Here is a 21,006-nt window from a genome sequence, read left to right as displayed (position 1 = left end):
TTTTAAAGGTCTGTGTAGGTGATGATAAAATTACCCTACTTTTCCCCTTGTTCTTTTGAACGCAGCGTATCAACCTATTTCGCTACTTCATATTTACGATGGTTCAAGCCGGACATTCGGTTTCCCTAATCATGGATGGTTGGCAGTGGTCGCCTCTGGTAGTAGGTTCTACTTCACGCCTTCCGTTCCCCGCTTCAGTCTGACGGGTGTGAACCTTGAAACTGGGGGTGGCTGTTATGGTCGAAAGGGAAGTCACCTTCCCCAACTCCACTTCAAAACCGTACTTGAGACTTTCACCTCATACGGCTCCTGATGTGGATACCCCTTTGTCATTAGGAACAGGGTTACAACCCCCTGCTTTCGTACTTCAACTTTCAAAGCTATATGCCTGCGTTAGTCTTTAAACTCGCTGCCATTAAACTCCTACTTATCGCAGTATCTATATCCACACCGTGACTAGTGGGCATATCCTAACCATTACAGTTAGGCATTAGCTTTCATTCACATCCCTTCCCCTTAAAGGCATACGCTTACACTTTTCACGCTCTGCCGTGAGGCAGAGCCAATGAGGGGTTTAAACGTTCCATCTATGGGGGCATTCCATCTTTAGATTCGTCCTATCCACCGGGGTACTTTAAAGGTCTGTGAAGGTGGTGGTGATATACYCCTTCTTTTCCCCGTACTCTTTTGAGCGCAGCGTATCAACCTATTTCGCTACTAGAGTATTACGATGGTTGAAGCCGGACATTCGGTTTCCCTAATCATGGATGGTTGGCAGTGGTCGCCTCTGGTAGTAGGTTCTACTTCACGCCTTCCGTTCCCCGCTTCAGTCTGACGGGTGTGAACCTTGAAACTGGGGGTGGYTACCGCCGTTACTCTCAACTTCCTGCTGTAYATAACACCAGCGTTCAGCCTTGACCTTGAGTCTCTTGGCCTTTATCTGATTCTAAATCCAATTTAGCCCAGATAATTGGAACACATAGATAGTTATGGGATGGTCAGGTACGCTCACCTTATATTCTACCAAGGGGTAGAAGTCCCACTAGGAGATGATTTCAGGCATTGCAGCCCTATTTCACTCCTAAACGTCTCGCACATCGCCGTTACTCTTTACGCAATTGTTAAGGAGTCATTAAGATTTCCGATTTTGCGTTTTGACTTTGAGTTCCCTGCCTTGTTTTGTATATTTCTATACAAAACTTTGGGACATATAAACAGTTGTAGGGATGGTCATAAGCGAGCTTCTTATATTCAACCAAGGGGTTGAAATCCCCACCAGGCGGTTATTTCCGGCATTGCAGCCCTATTTCATGCCTGAACGTATCGCACTTACACCTCTATCATTACATATTAGGCACTACCGTTACGAGCAATGACTAACATTTGTTGGTTATCTCCTCTAAAGAATCCTCGTGGCTTTAGCCCGATGGAGTGTCAACAGACTTATAAACTAGGAGCCATCCACCCCCGTAGAAAGTAATAAAAAGTAGCGAGATATTCATCAACGACACGGGTACTGAGAACCAAAGCATCAGCATTAGGGGCGAAATCTTGGAAAGAAACCCTATCTTTACGTTTGCCATAGGGAATAAAAGTCGAAAAATTAGTGGGAGCCGGAATTACTTTTAAACCCACTTGAGTAAATGCGAGGGCGGCGCGCCGCATTTCTAAGGCTGAAGTCACTAAAATTATAGTTCTTCCTAACCGCCTTTTCTCCATGATGTCTTTGACTTCTAGGGCTTCTTCCCGGATTGTATGGCTTTCAGTTGCCAGAAGAATATCACGAGGCAAAACTCCCATATAAATCAATAACTGTTGAATATCTTTGGCTTCATTAGTGGGATGAATTAACTCATGGCGATCGCCTGCTGCGATAATCACCAAACGAGCTAAACGTTCCCGATAAAGTTCTGCGGTATAGGGAATGCGATCGCCTGTAGCCGTGAGTTGAATCTGAGTTCTGTAGGGCAATTTAGGCTGTGTTGTCCCCCGTCCTAACAAAACAATTGCCCCGGCTCTTTCCCCACAACATAAATCAGTTTGAACTGTTTGCACAGCCACCCTTTCCACTTGCAAAGCCAACCATTGAGCTAAAACGGGGGTACTCGATAAAATCAGAATTAATAATGCAGTTAAAATTAAATTAGGAGCCGGATTTTTAATCCCGCCATTGGTAATCAAAGCCGAAGCAATGGTTAATAGTAAAATTGATAAACCCAGGGGCCTTAGAAAAATCGCTAAAAGCTGAATAACAGATCTACCAACCTGGCTATCAGGAGCGATAAAAGTGACTATAAGTAAAGTGAGAGTTAGTAAAAAAAACAGCCGACTAACTAAGCTATTTTCTTTGCCTGCTAACAGTTTCCAAATTCTAAAAGAAATGGTAATCAGTAGCAGTAAAACCAGAACTTGGGTGAGTAATACAAACATCATTTTTTCCCTTCATGGTTGACGGTGGAGAATCCCACATCATATCACCCCTTGATTTTTCCTGATCTACCCCAAATCAAATATCACTGAGTGCTTTAGGGACTGAGGAAAACGAGAGCCGTATAACTAACAAATAGCATACGGCTCAAGTTTATACTAAAAATGGGCTCCCTTGGCAATAGTTTCGCCAAATTGCCTACTAACTATACAGTTTGAGCGATCGCATCAGCCACCGTTTGCGCCACCTGCACCCGCGCATAAAACTTATCATTACCGGAAACCAAAGTCCAAGGAGCCCTAGGGGTATTAGTCCGATGCACCATTTGGTTGACGGCTACCTCATAACAAGACCATTTTTCCCGGTTCCGCCAGTCCTCATCTGTGAGTTTATATTGCTTAAACGGATTATTCTCGCGTTCAGTAAACCTTTCAAGTTGGGTATCCGGGTCAATATGTAACCAAAACTTCAGCAAAATATAACCCGCCGTAGTCAGTTGTTCCTCAAACTCATTAATTTCTCGATAGGCGCGTCGCCATTGTCTTTCGGAAGCAAATCCCTCAATTCGTTCGACTAAGACCCGACCATACCAACTGCGGTCAAAAACACCAATTTTTCCGGCCGGCGGGAGTTTACGCCAGAACCGCCACAGATAATGATGTACCTTTTCTTCATCAGTGGGAGCAGCAAAAGGATGCACTTCATAGCTGCGCGGATCAAGAATATCGGTTAAACGCTTAATCGCTCCCCCTTTTCCCGCCGCGTCCCATCCCTCAAATATGGCTAAAACCGGGATTTGCTTTTCAAAAATCATTTGCTGCATCTTACCTAAGCGAACCTGTTGTTCCCGCAACTGTTCCTTATAGTCATCCTCTGACAAGGACAAACTCAGATCCACAGCAGCCAGGGGTTGCGGATCGGTAGGTTCTAGGTGTTCTTGGGGAGGAGTAAAAATAGGCGGCGGTTGCACTTCCAGCCGCCCTAGGGTCTCTTTGATGGTAGACACCATTTTAGATAGTACCTTGACCCTACACCACCGTTTATCATCCCCTTCTACTAAGGTCCAGGGAACTACGCCGGTGCTAGTGTGAATTACCATCTCTTCGGCATAGGAACTATAAGTATCATAGTTTTTCGCCTGCTCCCAGTCTTCGGGACGCACCCGCCATGCTTCTAGTTCATCGTTGGTGGCTTTTTTTAGGCGACGCTTGAGTTCTTTTTTGCTCAAGTGAATCCAAAATTTGGCGATCGCCGCCCCATCGTCAATCATTTGACGCTCAAAAGCATTAATTTGACGCATTGCCATCGCTACATTAGCAGATGGCAGTCTCTCAAATAGACGATCTTCCAGAACATGGGTATACCAACTGTGGTAAAAAATCCCGATTTTCCCATAACCTGGGAACTCTTGCCAAAATCTCCACATGAATGGATACAACCGCTCCTGTTCGGTCGGGGGCCACACCGGAATCACTTTGAACCCACGAGGGTCCATATAGCTAACCATTTTTTTGACTAGAGAACCCTTACCCGCCGCCGCCCAACCCTCCAGGACGATAATCACAGGTAGTTTTTTTTCCCAGCAGATTTGCTGTAGCGATCGCAGCTCCCGCATCAGTCCTTCCGTCTGAGTCTTATAGCTTTCTTTATCTAGCGAAAGCTCCAGGTTTAGTGTGTTGAGCATGAATATGAATCAATATCCGTCTAACTTACATCAGTCTAGCAGGATCAGGAGTCCGGGAACACCCACTACACAGAACCGCCAGTCCCATTCCTTTTTAGATTATGGTTTGATGATTTTGTGATCCAAACCCGCTTCATTGCTTTTGTTAAAAAAACATTAGATTTTCACCAGAATAGCTCTGGTAACGGCTATGATAAATTTTCCGCCAAAAAAAGTTCCGTCTGCCCAATTAACTCCCCCGGCACCTATACAGCTCAAACATAATTAGTGACCCAGATCACTGAAATTTCACAAAGAAATCACAATGTTCGGGTGTAATATATCACTGAACTTAGTTAGATAGAAGATAATATAGATACTATAGGAATTCACACCCGACTTAGTTATCTAATCCGACATCCAACAGTTCCCAACTTTTTTACGTTCATGCAGGAAAAAAATGATGATCTCAACCAAGCAAGCCCAGTTAATTCAATTTTTACGTTGGGAATTAGCGATCCCTGCCTCTTCCATCGCCATGGCCCTCCGACATCCTGAGCAAGAATCAGGTCAACTTCCCATGATTTTATGGCAATACGGGCTAGTCACCCTAGAACAGCTTGACCGGATTTTTGATTGGCTTGAAAAGTTCGGAACCTCTCCAGATATCACCTCCCGGTCTTATTCAGACAAAAAAGCTGGTTGAGAATCAATGGACTTAGATAGCATCTCAATTACAGATGCGTCTTAGGTTCCTTGGTTTATGCCGAATTTACACACTAATAGCCAATTTATCTCAAGACTAAAATCTACCTGCATGACCTAAAAGTTTCAACTGCGAATGTTGAAAAATGATTAGATGATCACTATATATGTCGCCTCAAAGATGTTGGGGGTGAAAAAATTTTTGTATGGAGGTTTGACCAACCTTTTCTACCCTTAAAGGCTAAAACGAAAATTATAGCAACCGGTTGCTCACGATAAATCAACTATTACCGCCCAGATGATAAACATGGCTCATAGACAACAGCCTGGGACAAAAATTCAGCTATTGACCAGGTGCGTCAGTTGTCGATGCTCCGGGTAGTATCCCTATTTACCGGCTCTGACGSACCCTACGAGGTCGGTTCTCTATTGTGGGGTGACCAGGTGCGTCAGTTGTCGATGCTCCGGGTAGTATCTCTATTTACCGGCTCTGACGCACCCTACGAGGTCGGTTCTCTATTGTGGGGTGACCAGGTGCGTCAGTTGTCGATGCTCCGGGTAGTATCTCTATTTACCGGCTCTGACGCACCCTACGAGGTGAAGGCTGACGATCGCCTCCCCGTAACCAGATAATTGATAACTATTTCAGCAGAGTTGATATGATATAACAACTTGTCCTATGGTGGCAGCTTCTGGCTAACTTCGGAACTTTAATTTCATGTTTACCATCGAAAACCTGCGAGTAGCTTATCCCAGTCAGAATAAATCACCCTCTTGGGTCGTAGATGATGTTTCCCTAACCCTCAAACCGGGGGAACGTTTGGGACTTGTCGGTGAGTCTGGCTGCGGTAAGTCTACTTTGGGACGCGCTGCTATGCGCTTACTTCCAGAGTCGAGTCTTATTCAAGGTCAAGTCACATTTGGCGGACAATCGGTTTTTGACCTTAACGACAAGGAATTGCGACAGTTTCGGGGGGAGGCGATCGCCTTAGTGTTTCAAGACCCCATGACCCGCCTTGATCCGTTGATGACTATTGGGGAACATTGTATTGAAACTTTAAAGGCTCATGAACTAGAATTGTCCCGGTCTCAGGCGAAAGAAAGGGCGATCGCTACTTTGGAAGCTGTCCAAATTCAACCCCAACGCTGGTCCCAATATCCCCATGAGTTTAGTGGCGGAATGCGTCAACGGGTGGCGATCGCATTAGCCCTATTGTTAAACCCAAAGTTAATTGTAGCTGATGAACCTACCACCAGTTTAGATGTCACAGTATCAGCACAGATTTTACAGGAACTCACCCGGTTATGTCGTGAACGCGGAACCGCTATCCTATTAATTTCCCATGATTTAGCCATGGTGGGAGAGTATTGCGATCGCATTGCGGTTATGTATCAAGGTAAAATTGTCGAAGTCGGAGATAGCCGCACCGTTCTACAATACCCCCAACATCAATATACGCGATCGCTCCTAGAATCTGCTCTCCACGTTCATGGAACTTCTCAACAGCCACCAGAACCCAATACTCCCGAACAACAGACACAGACTAACCCATCACAGCCACTTCTGCAAATTGAAAATCTCCAACAGCATTATAGTTTAGAATCCGGCATTATTGAACAAATATTCACTAAAAACAAGCAATTAATCAAAGCCGTTGATGGCGTGAGTTTCGAGTTGTCTCCTGGTGAAATTTTCGGTTTAGTTGGAGAGTCCGGCTGCGGTAAAAGTACCCTCTCGCGTACCATTTTACAGTTAGTTCGTGCCACCGCTGGTACAGTCAAATTTGAGGGTCAAGATTTAACCGCTATGTCAGTGCGACAAGTGCGCTCACAGCGTCGCGATATCCAAATGATATTTCAAGATCCTAATGCTTGTTTAAATCCCATGATGACCATTGGTCGAGCTATTGCTGACCCCCTGTTAATTCATAAAATGGCAAAACCACCCCAAGCCAAACGCTGGGTATTAGAAATGCTCGATCGCGTTGGTTTGACTCCCGTAGAAGAGTTTTATAACCGCTATCCTAAACAACTGTCAGGAGGACAACAGCAACGGGTAGCCATTGCTCGTGCTTTAATTACTCGCCCGAAACTGGTAATCTGTGATGAGCCTGTTAGTATGCTTGATGCTAGTGTTCAGGCTCAAGTATTACAGTTAATGTTGGAACTCAAGCGAGACTTTAATCTCACCTATTTATTTATTACCCATGATTTATGGGTCGCTAGATTTTTGTGCGATCGCATTGCCGTTATGAACGCTGGTAAAATTGTCGAAATAGGAAACACTGAGCATATTTTTAAACATCCTCAGCATCCCTACACCCAAACCCTTCTCAGCGCCGCTCCTTTGCTCACCAAAATGGTAATTTAGTTCTAATATTAACCATCCATCTATTTGACTATCTTCTCCGCTGCGTCTAACTCTTGCGAAATTAGCTTTAACGCCGTCATAGGGTTATTCGCCTCAGTAATAGGTCGTCCAATTACTAAATAATTAGCACCCGCTTTTAAAGCCTCAGAAGGAGTAAGCGATCGCTTTTGATCCCCCTTAGATGCCCAACTCGGACGCACCCCAGGACACACCAACAGAAAATCATCCCCACAAGTCCGCCTTAGTTGTGCCACCTCCTGCGGCGAACACACCGCCCCCGCCAAACCACACTCTTGCCCTAATAATGCCATCTGTAACGCATACTCTGGCAGTTCTAGGGGAATTTTGAGGTCTAAGGCTAATTCCCTGGCGTTAAGGCTCGTTAACAGGCTAATCGCGATTAATTTAGGCACGGGTACACCCGCCTCATTGGCTCCCATTTCCGCCGCCGACTGAGCAGCTTTTAGGGCGACTTTTCCAGCCGTCGCGTGAATCGTAATTAAGTCTACACCATAGCGAGCGGCGGCGCGACAGGCTCCGGCTACCGTATTCGGTATATCATGGAATTTCAGATCTAAAAATATCCGCTTATTGCGCTGTTTGAGTTGTTTTAAAATTTGCGGACCACAACTGACAAACAGTTCTAAACCCACTTTCCAAAAGGTTACTTGTGGCAGGGTTTCAATTAATGCGATCGCATCAGCTTGACTGGAAACATCTAGGGGAACAATAACTTTATCTATCGTCATATTGGGTATATTTTGGGGTAGTAAATTAGCAAACTTTACAGTTAATATCAGTCCGATAAAATCGGCACTTTCTTGATTAGACATTATCCCGATTTCACATCAGGATAATTAACAATTAATCAATCATGGGAAAACCCATTTACACCAGCCGGATAAATTTCTTTTTGCCTACTTGTAAAACTCGTCCTTTCACCTCTTCAGCAGAAGCCACAACTAAATTATCATCCTCAATGCGATCGCCATCTATTTTCACAGCACCTCCCGCAATTTGTCGCCTCGCCTCGCTGCCACTTTTACACAGTCCACTAGCCGAAAGAATATAGAATAACTTAGCCGGAAACTCCACCTCTGACAGAGAAAATTCCGGTACAGCCTCCGCCCTAGTTGCATCTCCTTGTACCAAATTTAAAGCCGCATTTTGAGCCGCCAAAGCCGCCGCTTCTCCGTGGTATTGAGTTACTATATCTAGGGCGAGTAACTTTTGGCGATCGCGAGGATTTTCCGGCAATTCAGCCAACGGGTAATCAGTTAGCAACTCAAAATATTGCTCAATCAAACTATCAGGAACCTTCTCCAATTTTGAGTACATAGTCAAAGCATCCTCCGACAGTCCCACATAATTACCCAGAGACTTAGACATTTTCTGCACCCCATCAGTCCCAATCAAAATAGGCATTAGTAAACCGAACTGAGGTGTCTGTCCAAAATAGCGCTGTAAATCCCTTCCCACAGCCAGATTAAACTTTTGATCCGTTCCTCCCAACTCCACATCAGCCTGAACCGCCACCGAATCATAACCCTGCATTAACGGATAGAGAAACTCATGCAAATAAATAGGATTTTCCTGCTCAAAGCGCAGCGAAAAACCCTCCTTAGCCAACATTTGTCCCACCGTCATCCGAGACAGCAAATCCAAAGTTTTAGCCAGATCCAACTTAGATAACCATTCAGAATTACGACGAATTTCCAAACGTCCAGGCGTATCAAAATCTAAAATCGGGCGCAGTTGGTCGAGATATGTTTGGGCATTTTTTTCAACTTGCTCAGGAGTTAGCTGACGACGAACCTCAGATTTCCCAGTAGGATCACCAATGCGCGCCGTAAAATCTCCAATAATTAGAACCGCCGTATGTCCCGCGTCTTGGAAAGCCCGCAACTTCCTAAAAATGATACTATGTCCTAGGTGAATATCCGACCCAGTCGGGTCGATACCTAACTTAATCCTAAGTGGGCCGCTACTGAGAGCCAACCGCCGACCCAAATTCTCCTCTGGGTTGTCAGAATTAGCCAATTCCGGGAAAATATCAGTAACCCCCCGGCGCAGTCTAGGAAAATTTTGTAAAGAAACTCCCGCAGAAGTCTCTAGGGCTGGTTGACTCACAATCATAAAAAATCGAAACCTGAGCAGATGTTAGGTTAGCATACCTCAAACGATCCTATCATTTTCCGGTTCAGTTTCAACAGAACATCGATAATCCCCTCCGCGTGGGTTCTCCTGTCAACCCTCAATTCCCAAGCATCAGGCGATCGAAGTCCTAACCCCGTCAAATAATGAATTTCCCTCTCTTCTCAACTGCAACTGCGGTTAAGCCTGTGCCACAATGATCAACAGATACCAACCCAGGAAAACTCACCTTATGACTAATTCAACTCAGTCACCATCTTCTCAAAATCTTCCCCCAAGGAAGACCGTAGCCTCCCGTTCCAAACAGCCACAATCAACCACCACTGTTTCCCCCAGTAACTCTATTAAGGATATGGTTAAGGATGCCTTTGTCAAAAAAGCCTCCGATATTCATATTCGAGTTGGACATACTACCCGATATAGGATTCAGGGGGAAATGGTAAGAATCAAAGATCAAGTCAAAGTCACCCCAGAAATATTTGAGCAGTATCTCAGTGAGATTCTTACCCCCCACCAAAGGCAACAATTTGCCGAAATGAAAGAACTAGATACAGCTATTTTTTATCCTGGTATAGTCCGGTGTCGCGTTAACTGCTTTGACTCTCTGACCGGGGGAGCCATGGTACTGCGACTAATTAACTTAAAAATTCCTAGTATTGATGAATTGAGATTACCAGAAGTTCTCAAAAACATTATTAGCTATCCCCAGGGGTTAATTTTAGTCACAGGTCCAACGGGTTCTGGTAAATCCACCACCCTCGCTGCCATGTTACGTTATCTCAATGAAACCGCTCGCAAGCACATTGTCACCATTGAAGACCCCATTGAATTTGTCCATGCTTCCCGACAATGCTTAATCTCTCAAAGGGAAGTCGGATTACATACCCTAGAATTTCATCATGCCCTCCGTGCTGTTTTGCGGGAAGACCCAGATGTGATTCTGATTGGGGAAATGCGCGATCGCACCACAGTTAATACTACCCTCCAAGCATCCCAAACCGGTCACCTAGTCCTGGGAACCCTCCACACTCGCAACGCCATCAACTCAGTCAACCGACTCTTAAACCTCTACAACGTAGACGAACAGCCAGCCGTCAGGATTCAGATCTGTGATTCCCTAGTCGCCATAATTGCTCAATTATTAATTCCCACAGTCGATAACAAAAGGACGGCAGTTCACGATATCCTAGTTAATACCCCCGCCATGAAAGACTATCTGCTTAAAGGGGACGAGGAAAGTGCAACTCACCTCATGGAAAATGACACCTATGAAGGAATGCAACTCATTAACCAGGCTATTTTCGAGCAAGTCACCCTAGGACGCATTACCATGGAAGAAGCCGAAAAATCCTCCCCCGATTCTGCCGATTTAGATCGCCGGTTCCGTATGGCTGGCCTTGACTCCTCTGGGGTAGCCCGGGAATTCCGTCAGGGAAAAAGTTTGTTTTAACCATCAAACAGTTTAAGGTAATCTCTGGTAAAACTTCAAGATAACTATAATCTATTGTGATTGCTATATATCCAGGCAGTTTTGACCCAGTTACCTTTGGACATATTGATATAATTGAGCGAGGTTCCCATCTGTTTGAATGGGTGATTGTCGCCGTCCTACGCAACCCCAGCAAGACTCCTCTGTTTACAGTCGAACAACGCCTGATTCAAATTCGGCAATCTATCTCCCATTTGGATAATGTCGAGGTTGCCAGTTTTGAGGGTCTCACCGTAGACTATGCCAAACAGAGAAAGGCACAGGTCCTATTGCGAGGCTTGCGGGTTCTGTCCGATTTTGAGATGGAACTGCAAATGGCTCACACTAATAAAACCCTGTCTGATACAATCGAGACAGTTTTCTTGGCAACCTCCAACGAATATAGCTTTTTATCAAGCAGTGTCGTTAAGGAGATCGCCAAGTTTGGCGGTTCAGTCGATCATCTTGTTCCCAACCACGTCGCTATAGATATTAATAGATGTTACGCCAGGAATTAACCCCCAGAATTGAATCTAATCCTAACGGACTTGTCACTAACGGCGAACCGACTCCTAGCGCTTCGCCTGGTATAGATATTCAGCGGGAACTTAACCGACTCGAAGAAATGATTCTTGACAGTCCTCGCATTCCCCTGACTCGACGCACTCTTGTGGACGAGGAACAGTTGCTCGATCAACTGGATCTGATCCGCTTAAACCTTCCGAGTGCTTTTCAGGAAGCTGATATTATTGTTCGTCATAAAGATGAAATTCTCCAGGAAGCTGAAGAATATGCAGCCTCTATCCTACAGAATGCTGAACAAAGAGCTACTCAACTTTTTAATGAAACTGGTATTGTTCAACGAGCGACCGAAGAAGCCGATCGCCTTAGACAACAAGTCCAGATAGAGTGTGAAGCCTTACAGCAACAAACTCTCGCCGAAGTTGAACAAATTCGCTATCAGGCTCAACAGGAACTTGATGCTATGCGAAATCGGATCTTAACTGAGTGTAATGATATCCAAACCGGAGCCGACGAGTACGCTGATCATGTCCTAGCTAAAATTGAGCATGAACTGAGCGACATGGTAAGGATTATCCGCAATGGTCGCGAACAGTTGCAAATTAACGAGTCTCAACGTCCCCCTCTTTACTAATGAAAAACCTTAAAGAGGCAACAACTCACACGAAAATAGCCCCTAACCCCAGAGACAAGCTACACCTTACATGAGGCCTCACTTGTCTCTACACTCTTCTTTCCGCTTCCCTACTCCTCCCCTCATTAGCTGCTTTTTTTCAACAGAGACAGTTGATAATGTGGCATAAACCATTTTACCAACATCTGAACATCAAGCCAAACTGAACCTATCTGACAGAGGCTTTCAATCGATGATTTCAGAAAAGTTTCGTCGCCAATTACGACAGGAAGCTCGACTATGGAAAGCAGAAGGCTTGGTTGATGATGAACTTTATCAACAATTAGCCGATCGCTATCAGTTTAATAGCCTCGAAACCGCCGCCAGTAATCGGTTTGTGATCATTCTCATCCTAGGTGGTGGTATCCTCTTGGGATTAGGCGTGATTACCTTTGTCGCAGCTAACTGGCAACAATGGCCCCGATCTATGCGGGTTTTGTTGCTCCTATCAGTCCTCATGGGATTTAATGCAGGCGGGTTTTACCTTTGGCAACATCCCACATCAGAATCTAAACAACGCCTTGGACAGGGACTCCTAATGGCTGGCGCATTGTCTTTGGGAGCAAATATAGCACTGCTGGCCCAGATGTTTCATATAGGCGGTTCCCCATACGGATTATATGTCGTTTGGGGGCTAGGTGTGCTGATTATGGCTTATAGCTTAAAATTGCGCTCTCTATCGGTTTTAGCCATAATTCTGTTGGGCTTAGGATACTTTCAGGGCATCGGTATAGCCCTATCAGCCAGGAATTTATCGGCCATTGATATTTTGCTCCAATATATGCCGATCGCATCTGCTATTTTATTTCTACCCCTAGCCTATTGGTGTCAATCCCGTGTCGTTTTTTTCATGACCCTGCTGGCGATCGCTATCCCATTATTAGTCATTACCGAAAGATTGATTTCCTACGACTCCATAACCAGAATTTGGGTTGCTATCAGCTTAATTTTAATCCCCACTTGGTTATGGTCTTATCGAGATAGTCAATGGCCCCATGTCCATGGTCAGCCTTTTCAAGCGATCGCTCATAGTTTAGCCATTTTTTACTTAGGAGTTTTATGCTTCATATTTTCATTTTTCGACGTTTGGAACAACTTTGATTTCTGGACTTATCGAGATACTCCAGAAAACCCCAATATAATGCTAATTAATATCCTGGCTTTTGTCGTCATATCACTCTGGCAATGGTTCCAGATAATTAAGCCTCATGGTAGCCAAAGATATTGGGGTGTAAATGCCTATACCACCGCCATTAGTGCCATGATTATCATCACTGGTCTAGTCACTTTTTGGCATATATCAATAGCGCAAATTTCCACCATAGCCACCTTAATTTTCAATCTACAAATGTTTCTATTGGGGGCGGTCACAGTTCGCTTAGGACTCCTCAAAGGGAATCGGAGTGCCTTTTGGTACGGTATGGTACTATTAGTCCTCCAAATTATCAGCCGAATGTTTGAATACGAAACAGAATTACTCCTGAAAGCCTTAGTTTTAGTCCTGTGTGGAATTGCTGTAATTATCGCCGGTTTATGGTTTGAAAAAAAATTATCCCGTTCAAATTTACCTAATTCCAGATCCTAATTTTACATCAAATCTCTAATAGTCAGGTAACAGTTATGGTTAACACTAACAAAATCCCATCCGCCCAACCCTCAGTTATCGTTCCGGCTTCCGTAAATAGCCGTCAACCTCGCTTACCCCTATGGCGATTTCTGGCTCCCCTATTGTGTCAGGTAGCATTGGTAACGTCAATTCCGGCTCAGGCTTTTTACACATATATTACTGGAACAACTGTAGTTTTGCAAACAGCTCCCGTTGACCCCTATGATTTCTTGCGAGGGTATTATCAAATTCTCAGTTATGAAATTTCTCAACCTAGTACCCTCCGAGACCTCTCCGGTTCCGGTATCAATTTGGAGAGGAATTATATCCTCGATGGTGATACCGTTTATGTAATCCTAGAAAAACCCCAAGAACAACCAGAAGGCGATCGCCCCCTTCCTTGGCGACCCGTAGCAGTTAGCCACCAGCGTCCTGATAATTTACCCCAAAATCAGATCGCCATTCGAGGTACAGGTGATGGCTGGGGTGTAAAATATGGTCTGGAAACCTACTATATGCCCGAAAATCAGCGCTTAGAGGTTAACGAGAACATTAACCGCGCTCAAAGTCGGGATCCTGAGTCTTTTGTGGTTGAAGTCAAAGTAGACTCCCGGGGAAATGCAATTCCCCTGCGTTTGTGGGTGAGCGATCGCAGCTATCAATTTTAACCCGGATGAATAGTGCCATCTGGTAAAATAGCTCCAGCCAAATTAGCCCCGGTTAGTTTCACCATTAAGCGATCGCTATATCCCACTTTCGCCCCCGTTAAATTAGCCCCTCGCAAATCAGCACCACTTAAATCAGCACCAATTAGGTTAGCCTCCTGAAGGTTAGCGTAACTCAGATTCGCCTGCAAAAAATTAGCCCTGAATAAATTAGCCCGATGTAAACAAGCCCCACTCAAGTTAACTTTATGTAAAAAACAATCAGTCAGATCAGCATAACTGAGATCTGCCCCACTCAAATTCCGCCCCGACAAATCTCTTTCCTTCAGGTTCGCCCCACGAAAATCAGCGTTAGTCAAATCAGAATAGGATGGACGCTGATAAGCTGGTGATGACTGATACTCCTGTTTGGGGGGACGGTGGGGGGGAGTGGCGGCGCGGTAGGTATAATATGAATTCGTGTTGTGGCTGGTCTGGGTCTGACGTTTAGCCCCAGCATACTCAGGTCTGGGGGTCGCTTTCGGTGTTTTCGTTTTATTAGACCTCAACAGCGATCGCAACTTATCGCGCGCCTGGTTAATTTCCTTCAGTTTATCTTCGGCTAACTGTCGCAGCCGTTGGTTATCTTCTGGAATGCGATCGGGATGCCAGATAAATGCTAAATCTTTATAAGCCCTATCCACAACCTCCAGGGAAGCACCGGGTTGCAATTCAAGGACCCTATAACAGTGGTTCAACTCACTTGGTGTCATGGTCAAGGTTTACCCCCCCCTAGAAGGTCGTACCCTAGAAATGGGCGATCGCCATTTCCGGCTTAAATTATTCTAGCTCATGCGATCGCCTAACAGATATTGAGGAAAGTTGAAGGTTTTTGAGTCCCCAAACACAAATCACCCATTTATTCTGGCGATTGGGATGAAGCCTGTTTTTTTCCTTGCAGATTCCTAAACCACCGCGATCGCTTCATATTTTGAAACACCATTGTTAACCCCGTTATCAGCATCCACAGTAAACCTAAGCCATTTAATAGCACATACACCGGCTCTAAGGTTTGCCCTAAATATTCCCCTTCATGAATCACCATTAAAAAATGTACTTGGTCTCTTGATAACCCAAACCAACTTTTCCCCAATCGGTAAGCTACCCCCGTAAATACTGTGATAAATAGCGGTAGCATCACAATCGGAGCCATCGTGCTATGCAGTTTCCTAAAGTTCCCCAGATTCACAATATTGATAACCCACTCCCTATTAATAATCTATACTAAGCCCCATTCGGCATTATTTACCCACAGATACGCACCTATCAGCCTGTTCAGAAATCATCATCTGATCACCTCTCAGAGTCCCTCTCCCTCTCTGGGAAAGGGATTTAGGGTGAGGGCAATGTATTAAGCCACTGGTGAACAAGCTGTAATGTTACCACCATATTTCTCTCCCACACTCATATACACATAATGTCGATTTTGTCAATACTCTGGTTTTCCTCTCTGGCAAGGGCTGTAATAATTAACCGTTCACAGTTCCCATGAATATGTCAAACTGTTGTGGTCTAAGATTTGATCAAAAGAACTATGCCCACTCTCGGTGTAAATATTGACCACATTGCCACAATTAGACAAGCCCGCCGGACAGTGGAACCCGACCCAGTAGCAGCGGCTGCGATCGCAGAACTAGCCGGAGCCGACGGGATTACAGTACACTTGCGCGAAGATCGCCGTCATATCCAAGATAGAGATGTGCGACTGTTACGGGAAACCGTGAGAACTCACCTAAACCTGGAAATGGCTGCCACAGACGAAATGGTAGCGATCGCCCTAGATATTAAACCCGACTACATAACCCTAGTACCCGAACGCCGGGAAGAAGTCACCACCGAAGGAGGATTAGATATCCTGGGTCAACTACAGCGGATGTCAGAAGTAGTCAGCACCCTGCAAGATGCAGGAATCCCCGTAAGTTTATTTATCGATCCTAACCCCGCCCAAATCGAAGCCTCAGCCACAGTTAAAGCCCAATTTATCGAACTACATACAGGTTGTTACTGCGAAGCCAAGGGAGTCCAACAGCAAAAGGAACTCGATATTTTAGCCCAAGGATGTAAATTAGCCCTAGAAGCCGGACTGCGAGTTAATGCCGGTCACGGCTTAACTTATTGGAATGTGCAACCTGTAGCCAGGCTAGAAGGTATGGAAGAACTCAACATTGGTCATACAATAATAAGTCGGGCAGTTCTTGTCGGTTTAGATAAAGCCGTGCGGGAAATGAAACACGCTATCCTGAGTTAACCGGGAAGTTAGAACCAGCCCAGTTGTTCTGTAGTTAATTGTAGGTAACCCAAAAATGCCAACTTATCATTACGTCCTAGCTAGTCAAGACTTTGTGATCGAGGAACCTATTGAGGAAGTCCTCAAAGAACGTCGGCGCAATTATCAAGAACAGAAAAAAGAGATCGATTTTTGGTTAGTCATTGAGCCAGGATTTTTAGAAGCGCCCGAAATGGCCGAAGTGAAAGCTAAATGCCCTAAACCAGCGGCGGCGTTGGTTTCTACCAACCCTCAGTTTATTACTTGGCTGAAATTGCGACTTGAGCACGTGATTACCGGACAATTTGAAGCGCCTTCAGCTACTATCCCTGATGCGATCGCATCTCTGGCTACTGCTGGCTACAAATCCTGATTATCGGTGTCGCTCCATATACTACTATTTCAGGCTGTACGGGCGGGTTCTCAGATAATCTGGTGAAAATACCGATTGACCAAAGAACTCGCCCCTAGGCTCAGAAAATTGCAATTCGGGTACAATAGCTGCAAAATCGATCGCAAAAGTTGTTAAAACTATGGTTAAAGTTAGGTTGAGGCGATGGTTAACTAGGATTAGTTCTGTAGGGGTGGTTCTGCTTACCATAGGTTTCAGTGCTAAACCCAGCTTTGGTCAAGCCTCCTGTGTTCCCCCTCGACCAGGTGAGTATTTGCTATTAATCATTAGCAACACCTCCGAGACACAAGCACTAGCCCGTCAAGTCCTACCTAGTAATATAGAAAGCCAGGTGTGTCGCTATCTCAATGATATTGTCACCAGAGTTGGCGGTTTTGATGACGTGCTAATTGCCGAAGACTGGGCGGCTTATTTCAAGGAAACAGCCGGTTTATCCACCCATGTAGTTAAATCTGATGTACCTAGTCAACGACCCGAACCACGTCCCCCTGTCGGTCCTTCTGGTCCTAGCAGTGATTTGGGTAGTCAACCCCTAGGCATGGGTTATGCGATCATGGTAGACTATTTCAATCAGCCAGAAATTGCGGCTAGACTTGAGGCAACTATGGGGAGAAGAATTCCCATAGTTTCCTATAATCGGCGTTTCTATTTACTGGTAGAACRTACCGCCGAGCCTAATAGTGCCATGGAAGTTTTCCGCCGCCTTAATGATCAGGGATTTTGGTCAATCATGGTGGATAGCAGTCGGGTTAAAATCGAGCGACCTAACTTAGCTATTGGAGATTAAAGCACTCCCATAGGTAAGCCAGTTAATAGGTAAGTTCTGCTAAAGCTGCGATCGCTATTCCCAAACTCAAGCCAACAATCACCTGAAAAGGGGTATGTCCGAGTAATTCCTTGAGGCGGTCCTCATTAAATTGGGGATGCTCTTGGAATAACTCGTCCATAATCTGATTAAGAATGCGGGCTTGTTTACCTGCCGCCTGGCGGACACCCGCCGCATCATACATAACAATAATAGCAAATACCACAGCGATCGCAAACTCCGGGCTACCCCACCCGATCACCTGACCGACGCTGGCGGCTAAAGCACCCACAAAGGCTGAGTGAGAACTAGGCATTCCCCCAGTAGTTACCAGAACCCGCAGATTAATTTTTCCATGCTGTATCAATTCGATCGCCAGTTTAGAGGCTTGGGCGAACAGACAAGCAAACAGTGCCACTAACAGCACCCGGTTGTCCAATATGTGACCAAATTCTTGCATGGGGTTGAACACCTCGCTTTAACAGTTAGTGACTGCGATAGGTAATAAAATCAGCGATCGCCGCCAGAGCTTTCCCACCGTATCCAAAAGCCGCTAATTCAGCCTTAGCTTCCTCCACCAGTTGTTCAGCTTTCGCCCGTGACTTTTCCAAGCCCCACAAACTAGGATAGGTAGCCTTTTGAGCTTCCAGATCCTTACCTGCGGTTTTACCCAACTGCTCAGAGGGTGCGGTAATATCGAGAATATCATCCACAATTTGAAACGCCAAGCCAATATTTTTAGCATAGCGAGACAGTCTTTCGAGGTCAGTTTCATTAGCACCCGCCAAAATCGCACCACAGACCACACAGGCTTCTAATAAAGCCCCCGTCTTGTGGGTGTGGATAAAAGTTAGAGTTTCCTCAGATACATTTGATAAACCCTCCGATGCTATATCTACCACCTGACCTCCCACTAATCCAGTCGCCCCCACCGCACGACCCAGGCGACCGATTACCTGTAGGACTCTTTCCGGGGGTACACCTTGAGTTTGGGTAGCCACGAACTCAAAAGCATAACTGAGCAATCCATCTCCCGCTAAAATAGCAATATCATCGCCATAGACCTTATGGTTAGTCAATTTCCCACGCCGATAATCATCATTATCCATTGCTGGTAGATCATCGTGAATTAAAGACATCGTATGAATCATCTCTAAGGCGCAGGCTGTCGGCATTGCCATTTCCACTGTACCCCCAAGCAGTTCACAGGTAGCCAAACATAAAGTAGGTCGCAGCCGTTTTCCCCCAGCCATAAGGGAATAGCGCATCGACTCATAAATTTTTTCGGGGTAGGTGACAGTAATAGCAGCATCTAGGGCTGCTTCCACTAATTCCTTTTTTTGGCTAAGATAAGTCGATAGGTCAAATGGTGTATCTGACCCGGATAAATCCATGTTTTCTGTGACTACCATACCGTCGGTGTTGATATCTGTCATAATTAGGGGCAAACCCCACAGCCCAACCAGCCAAAGTCTGATAGCGGTTTATAGGGACAAGTAGGGTAGTAATGGGTGAACATCAGTTTTTATTGTACGGGTCTTTTGACACCATGCGCGATCGCGAATCCCGTTAATCAGATCATCGAGTCGATCAGATGCGTTTCTGATAACTGTCCACCGTATTCTGTAATAGCATAGCCACAGTCATCGGACCGATACCACCCGGTACAGGGGTAATATATCCCGCTATGGGTTCAGCCGCCTGGAAGTCTACATCTCCTACTAACCGCGATTTTCCGTTAGCATCTTCTAAGCGGTTAATTCCCACATCGATAACTACTGCCCCCGGTTTGATATAATTGGCTTTGACCATCTCAGGACGACCTACCGCCGCTATCAGAATATCAGCTTCCGATGCGATCGCTTCTAGGTTTTCCGTCCGGGAATGGGCAACAGTTACCGTACAATTAGCCTCTAGTAACATCAAAGCCATGGGTTTTCCCACTAAAATACTCCGTCCTAGCACTACCGCTCGTTTTCCCGCTAATGGGATTTGATATTCTTCTAATAGACGCATTACCCCCGCTGGAGTACAACTGCGTAACCCCTTTTCCCCTCTTGCTAATCTCCCTAAGTTCATCGGGTGCAACCCGTCCGCGTCCTTGTGCGGTGCTATCTCATACAGCAAACTTACAGCGTCTAAGTGGTCTGGTAAAGGCAATTGTACTAGAATACCATCAACCCGATCATCTTCGTTTAAATTGGCGATCGCTTCTGTAAGTTCTTCCTGGCTCGTATCAGCCGGGAAATGTTGACCAAACGATGCTATTCCTACCCGTTCACAGGATTTCTCTTTGTTGCGGACATAGACGGCGCTGGCGGGGTTATCTCCTACCATTAACACTGCTAAACCTGGAGGTCGTCCCCCTTGTGGTTTGCGGGACTTAATTATTTCCCTCAATTGCCATTGAATTTTTTGGGCTGTTGTCTTACCGTCTAATAAATTAGCCATCACAATATATCCACCAACTCAAAGCCTGTATATTTTCCCAGAAATCTGTCCCCATTTTTAGATAGTATGCCTAGATTTGCGATTCTCCTACCCCCACGCTTTGCTCACCACTTCCATATTCTCTTGATTCTACTATCGCTAACACCAGGGATCATCGGCTGTCGCCAAATTATTGAGTCTACCACTCAATTTACTCGCCAAACTACTAACATTGAGGCGATCGCACAACAGCGCCAAGTTGGCGCTAAAGTCTACACAGAGGGAACTGTAGCTAACCTCGCTCCCTTTGTCGGCGCTGGTGCATATCAGCTTCAAGACTCTACAGGGACTATCTGGGTTTTTACTACCCAACCTCTACCTTCTATCGGTCAACAAATGTTCATCCGGGGTCAGGTTAACTATGAACAAATTACTGTCGAAGGAGCCCCCGGTTTAGATATTGGTGATTTCTATATTCAAGAATTGGAAAGAATCACTGATCACGGATAATCGACAATCACACTCCCCCGACCCAGAGGAGTTGGTAAATTATGTTAAGTTTTGTAACAAAAAGTTAAGAATTGTTGCAAAAACGACCTGTTTTGGGGAGGGGGTAGCTTTTTGGGCGAGCTTGTGATATCATTTTAAATAATGGAAATATATGCCTTTTTTTTGTTATTGCCAATATTCCCATTATGAACAATATGTTATCAACAGTAGCATAAATTCCCGGAAGTTGTCAACCCCTCGGCGCGTTTCTGGGGGGACATTTTTTTAAAATTGACTAAAAAATCAACTT

23 protein-coding genes are annotated in these 21,006 nt (G+C 45.2%); 12 read left to right on the top strand and 11 right to left on the bottom strand.

Features of this window, described 5'->3' with window-relative positions; genetic code table 11:
• Positions 1-103: 103 nt before the first annotated feature.
• From B9T16_RS05895 to pap, 3 genes are all read right to left on the bottom strand, one after another.
• On the bottom strand, positions 104-256 hold the full coding sequence (locus B9T16_RS05895; protein WP_410244296.1) for a hypothetical protein: 153 nt from the start codon (positions 254-256) through the stop codon (positions 104-106).
• A gap of 1,187 nt (positions 257-1,443) precedes the next feature.
• Entirely contained in the window at positions 1,444-2,430 is a 987-nt protein-coding gene (locus B9T16_RS05890; RefSeq protein WP_006616371.1) for a YdcF family protein, read from the bottom strand.
• 203 nt (positions 2,431-2,633) lie between these two features.
• Positions 2,634-4,112, bottom strand: a complete 1,479-nt coding sequence (gene pap, locus B9T16_RS05885; RefSeq protein WP_006616372.1) for a polyphosphate:AMP phosphotransferase — start codon at positions 4,110-4,112, stop codon at positions 2,634-2,636.
• Positions 4,113-4,551: 439 nt separating this feature from the next.
• Between pap and B9T16_RS05880 the strand changes: the two genes are divergently transcribed.
• From B9T16_RS05880 to B9T16_RS05870, 3 genes are all read left to right on the top strand, one after another.
• Positions 4,552-4,797, top strand: coding sequence for a DUF2949 domain-containing protein (locus B9T16_RS05880; RefSeq protein WP_006626266.1), 246 nt, complete (start codon positions 4,552-4,554; stop codon positions 4,795-4,797).
• 368 nt (positions 4,798-5,165) lie between these two features.
• Positions 5,166-5,429, top strand: coding sequence for a hypothetical protein (locus B9T16_RS05875; protein ID WP_410244295.1), 264 nt, complete (start codon positions 5,166-5,168; stop codon positions 5,427-5,429).
• 85 nt (positions 5,430-5,514) lie between these two features.
• Positions 5,515-7,167, top strand: a complete 1,653-nt coding sequence (locus B9T16_RS05870; protein ID WP_006619985.1) for an ABC transporter ATP-binding protein — start codon at positions 5,515-5,517, stop codon at positions 7,165-7,167.
• A 20-nt stretch (positions 7,168-7,187) separates the two neighbouring features.
• Here the strand turns inward: B9T16_RS05870 and pyrF are convergent, their stop codons facing one another.
• Together pyrF and tyrS are read right to left on the bottom strand one after the other, a co-directional pair.
• On the bottom strand, positions 7,188-7,916 hold the full coding sequence (pyrF, locus tag B9T16_RS05865; protein ID WP_014275744.1) for an orotidine-5'-phosphate decarboxylase: 729 nt from the start codon (positions 7,914-7,916) through the stop codon (positions 7,188-7,190).
• 139 nt (positions 7,917-8,055) lie between these two features.
• On the bottom strand, positions 8,056-9,303 hold the full coding sequence (gene tyrS / locus B9T16_RS05860) for a tyrosine--tRNA ligase (RefSeq protein ID WP_014275745.1): 1,248 nt from the start codon (positions 9,301-9,303) through the stop codon (positions 8,056-8,058).
• 250 nt (positions 9,304-9,553) lie between these two features.
• Here tyrS and B9T16_RS05855 point away from each other — a divergent pair, with 250 nt between their 5' ends.
• The 5 genes from B9T16_RS05855 to B9T16_RS05835 all read left to right on the top strand — a co-directional run bounded on the left by B9T16_RS05855 (position 9,554) and on the right by B9T16_RS05835 (position 14,258).
• A complete protein-coding gene (locus B9T16_RS05855; RefSeq protein WP_006619988.1) occupies positions 9,554-10,771 on the top strand; it encodes a type IV pilus twitching motility protein PilT in 1,218 nt (405 codons plus the stop codon).
• A 56-nt stretch (positions 10,772-10,827) separates the two neighbouring features.
• Positions 10,828-11,307 carry a pantetheine-phosphate adenylyltransferase gene (gene coaD / locus B9T16_RS05850; protein ID WP_006619989.1) on the top strand — a complete coding sequence of 160 codons (480 nt, stop codon included), beginning with the start codon at positions 10,828-10,830 and terminating at the stop codon, positions 11,305-11,307.
• Positions 11,289-11,945, top strand: a complete 657-nt coding sequence (locus B9T16_RS05845) for a hypothetical protein (protein ID WP_006619990.1) — start codon at positions 11,289-11,291, stop codon at positions 11,943-11,945. The genes coaD and B9T16_RS05845 overlap by 19 nt, the downstream gene beginning before the upstream one ends.
• Positions 11,946-12,177: 232 nt before the next feature.
• Positions 12,178-13,569: a DUF2157 domain-containing protein gene (locus tag B9T16_RS05840; RefSeq protein ID WP_410244294.1), complete on the top strand. Its 1,392-nt coding sequence runs from the start codon at positions 12,178-12,180 to the stop codon at positions 13,567-13,569.
• Positions 13,570-13,604: 35 nt separating this feature from the next.
• The gene (locus tag B9T16_RS05835) at positions 13,605-14,258 is read left to right on the top strand and encodes a GDYXXLXY domain-containing protein (protein ID WP_006619992.1); all 654 of its coding nucleotides are present in this window, start codon (positions 13,605-13,607) and stop codon (positions 14,256-14,258) included.
• On the opposite strand, the gene B9T16_RS05830 is transcribed toward B9T16_RS05835, so the two are convergent.
• Positions 14,255-15,007, bottom strand: a complete 753-nt coding sequence (locus B9T16_RS05830; protein WP_006619993.1) for a pentapeptide repeat-containing protein — start codon at positions 15,005-15,007, stop codon at positions 14,255-14,257. The genes B9T16_RS05835 and B9T16_RS05830 overlap by 4 nt on opposite strands.
• Before the next feature lie 146 nt (positions 15,008-15,153).
• On the bottom strand, positions 15,154-15,447 hold the full coding sequence (locus B9T16_RS05825; RefSeq protein ID WP_006619994.1) for a hypothetical protein: 294 nt from the start codon (positions 15,445-15,447) through the stop codon (positions 15,154-15,156).
• A 381-nt stretch (positions 15,448-15,828) separates the two neighbouring features.
• On the opposite strand from B9T16_RS05825, the gene B9T16_RS05820 reads away from it, so the two are divergent.
• Together B9T16_RS05820 and B9T16_RS05815 are read left to right on the top strand one after the other, a co-directional pair.
• Positions 15,829-16,542, top strand: coding sequence for a pyridoxine 5'-phosphate synthase (locus tag B9T16_RS05820; RefSeq protein WP_006619995.1), 714 nt, complete (start codon positions 15,829-15,831; stop codon positions 16,540-16,542).
• Positions 16,543-16,597: 55 nt separating this feature from the next.
• Positions 16,598-16,933, top strand: coding sequence for an MgPME-cyclase complex family protein (locus tag B9T16_RS05815; protein ID WP_006619996.1), 336 nt, complete (start codon positions 16,598-16,600; stop codon positions 16,931-16,933).
• 24 nt (positions 16,934-16,957) lie between these two features.
• On the opposite strand, the gene B9T16_RS05810 is transcribed toward B9T16_RS05815, so the two are convergent.
• A complete protein-coding gene (locus B9T16_RS05810) occupies positions 16,958-17,161 on the bottom strand; it encodes a hypothetical protein (protein WP_006619997.1) in 204 nt (67 codons plus the stop codon).
• Between B9T16_RS05810 and B9T16_RS05805 the strand changes: the two genes are divergently transcribed.
• Positions 17,145-17,759 carry a hypothetical protein gene (locus B9T16_RS05805; protein WP_410244293.1) on the top strand — a complete coding sequence of 205 codons (615 nt, stop codon included), beginning with the start codon at positions 17,145-17,147 and terminating at the stop codon, positions 17,757-17,759. The genes B9T16_RS05810 and B9T16_RS05805 overlap by 17 nt on opposite strands.
• A gap of 22 nt (positions 17,760-17,781) precedes the next feature.
• On the opposite strand, the gene B9T16_RS05800 is transcribed toward B9T16_RS05805, so the two are convergent.
• The 3 genes from B9T16_RS05800 to folD form a co-directional block, all read right to left on the bottom strand.
• Complete coding sequence (locus tag B9T16_RS05800) at positions 17,782-18,237, bottom strand: divergent PAP2 family protein (protein WP_006619999.1); 456 nt, start codon at positions 18,235-18,237, stop codon at positions 17,782-17,784.
• A gap of 25 nt (positions 18,238-18,262) precedes the next feature.
• Positions 18,263-19,213, bottom strand: a complete 951-nt coding sequence (crtE, locus tag B9T16_RS05795) for a geranylgeranyl diphosphate synthase CrtE (RefSeq protein ID WP_410244292.1) — start codon at positions 19,211-19,213, stop codon at positions 18,263-18,265.
• Positions 19,214-19,367: 154 nt separating this feature from the next.
• Complete coding sequence (folD, locus tag B9T16_RS05790; RefSeq protein WP_006620001.1) at positions 19,368-20,228, bottom strand: bifunctional methylenetetrahydrofolate dehydrogenase/methenyltetrahydrofolate cyclohydrolase FolD; 861 nt, start codon at positions 20,226-20,228, stop codon at positions 19,368-19,370.
• A gap of 66 nt (positions 20,229-20,294) precedes the next feature.
• Here folD and B9T16_RS05785 point away from each other — a divergent pair, with 66 nt between their 5' ends.
• On the top strand, positions 20,295-20,717 hold the full coding sequence (locus B9T16_RS05785) for a hypothetical protein (RefSeq protein WP_006620002.1): 423 nt from the start codon (positions 20,295-20,297) through the stop codon (positions 20,715-20,717).
• Positions 20,718-21,006: the final 289 nt, after the last annotated feature.

Origin of the sequence: Arthrospira sp. PCC 8006 (assembly GCF_046480465.1) — a bacterium.
Taxonomy (GTDB): Bacteria; Cyanobacteriota; Cyanobacteriia; order Cyanobacteriales; family Microcoleaceae; genus Limnospira; species Limnospira platensis.
This window is presented reverse-complemented; position numbering and strand designations above follow the sequence as displayed.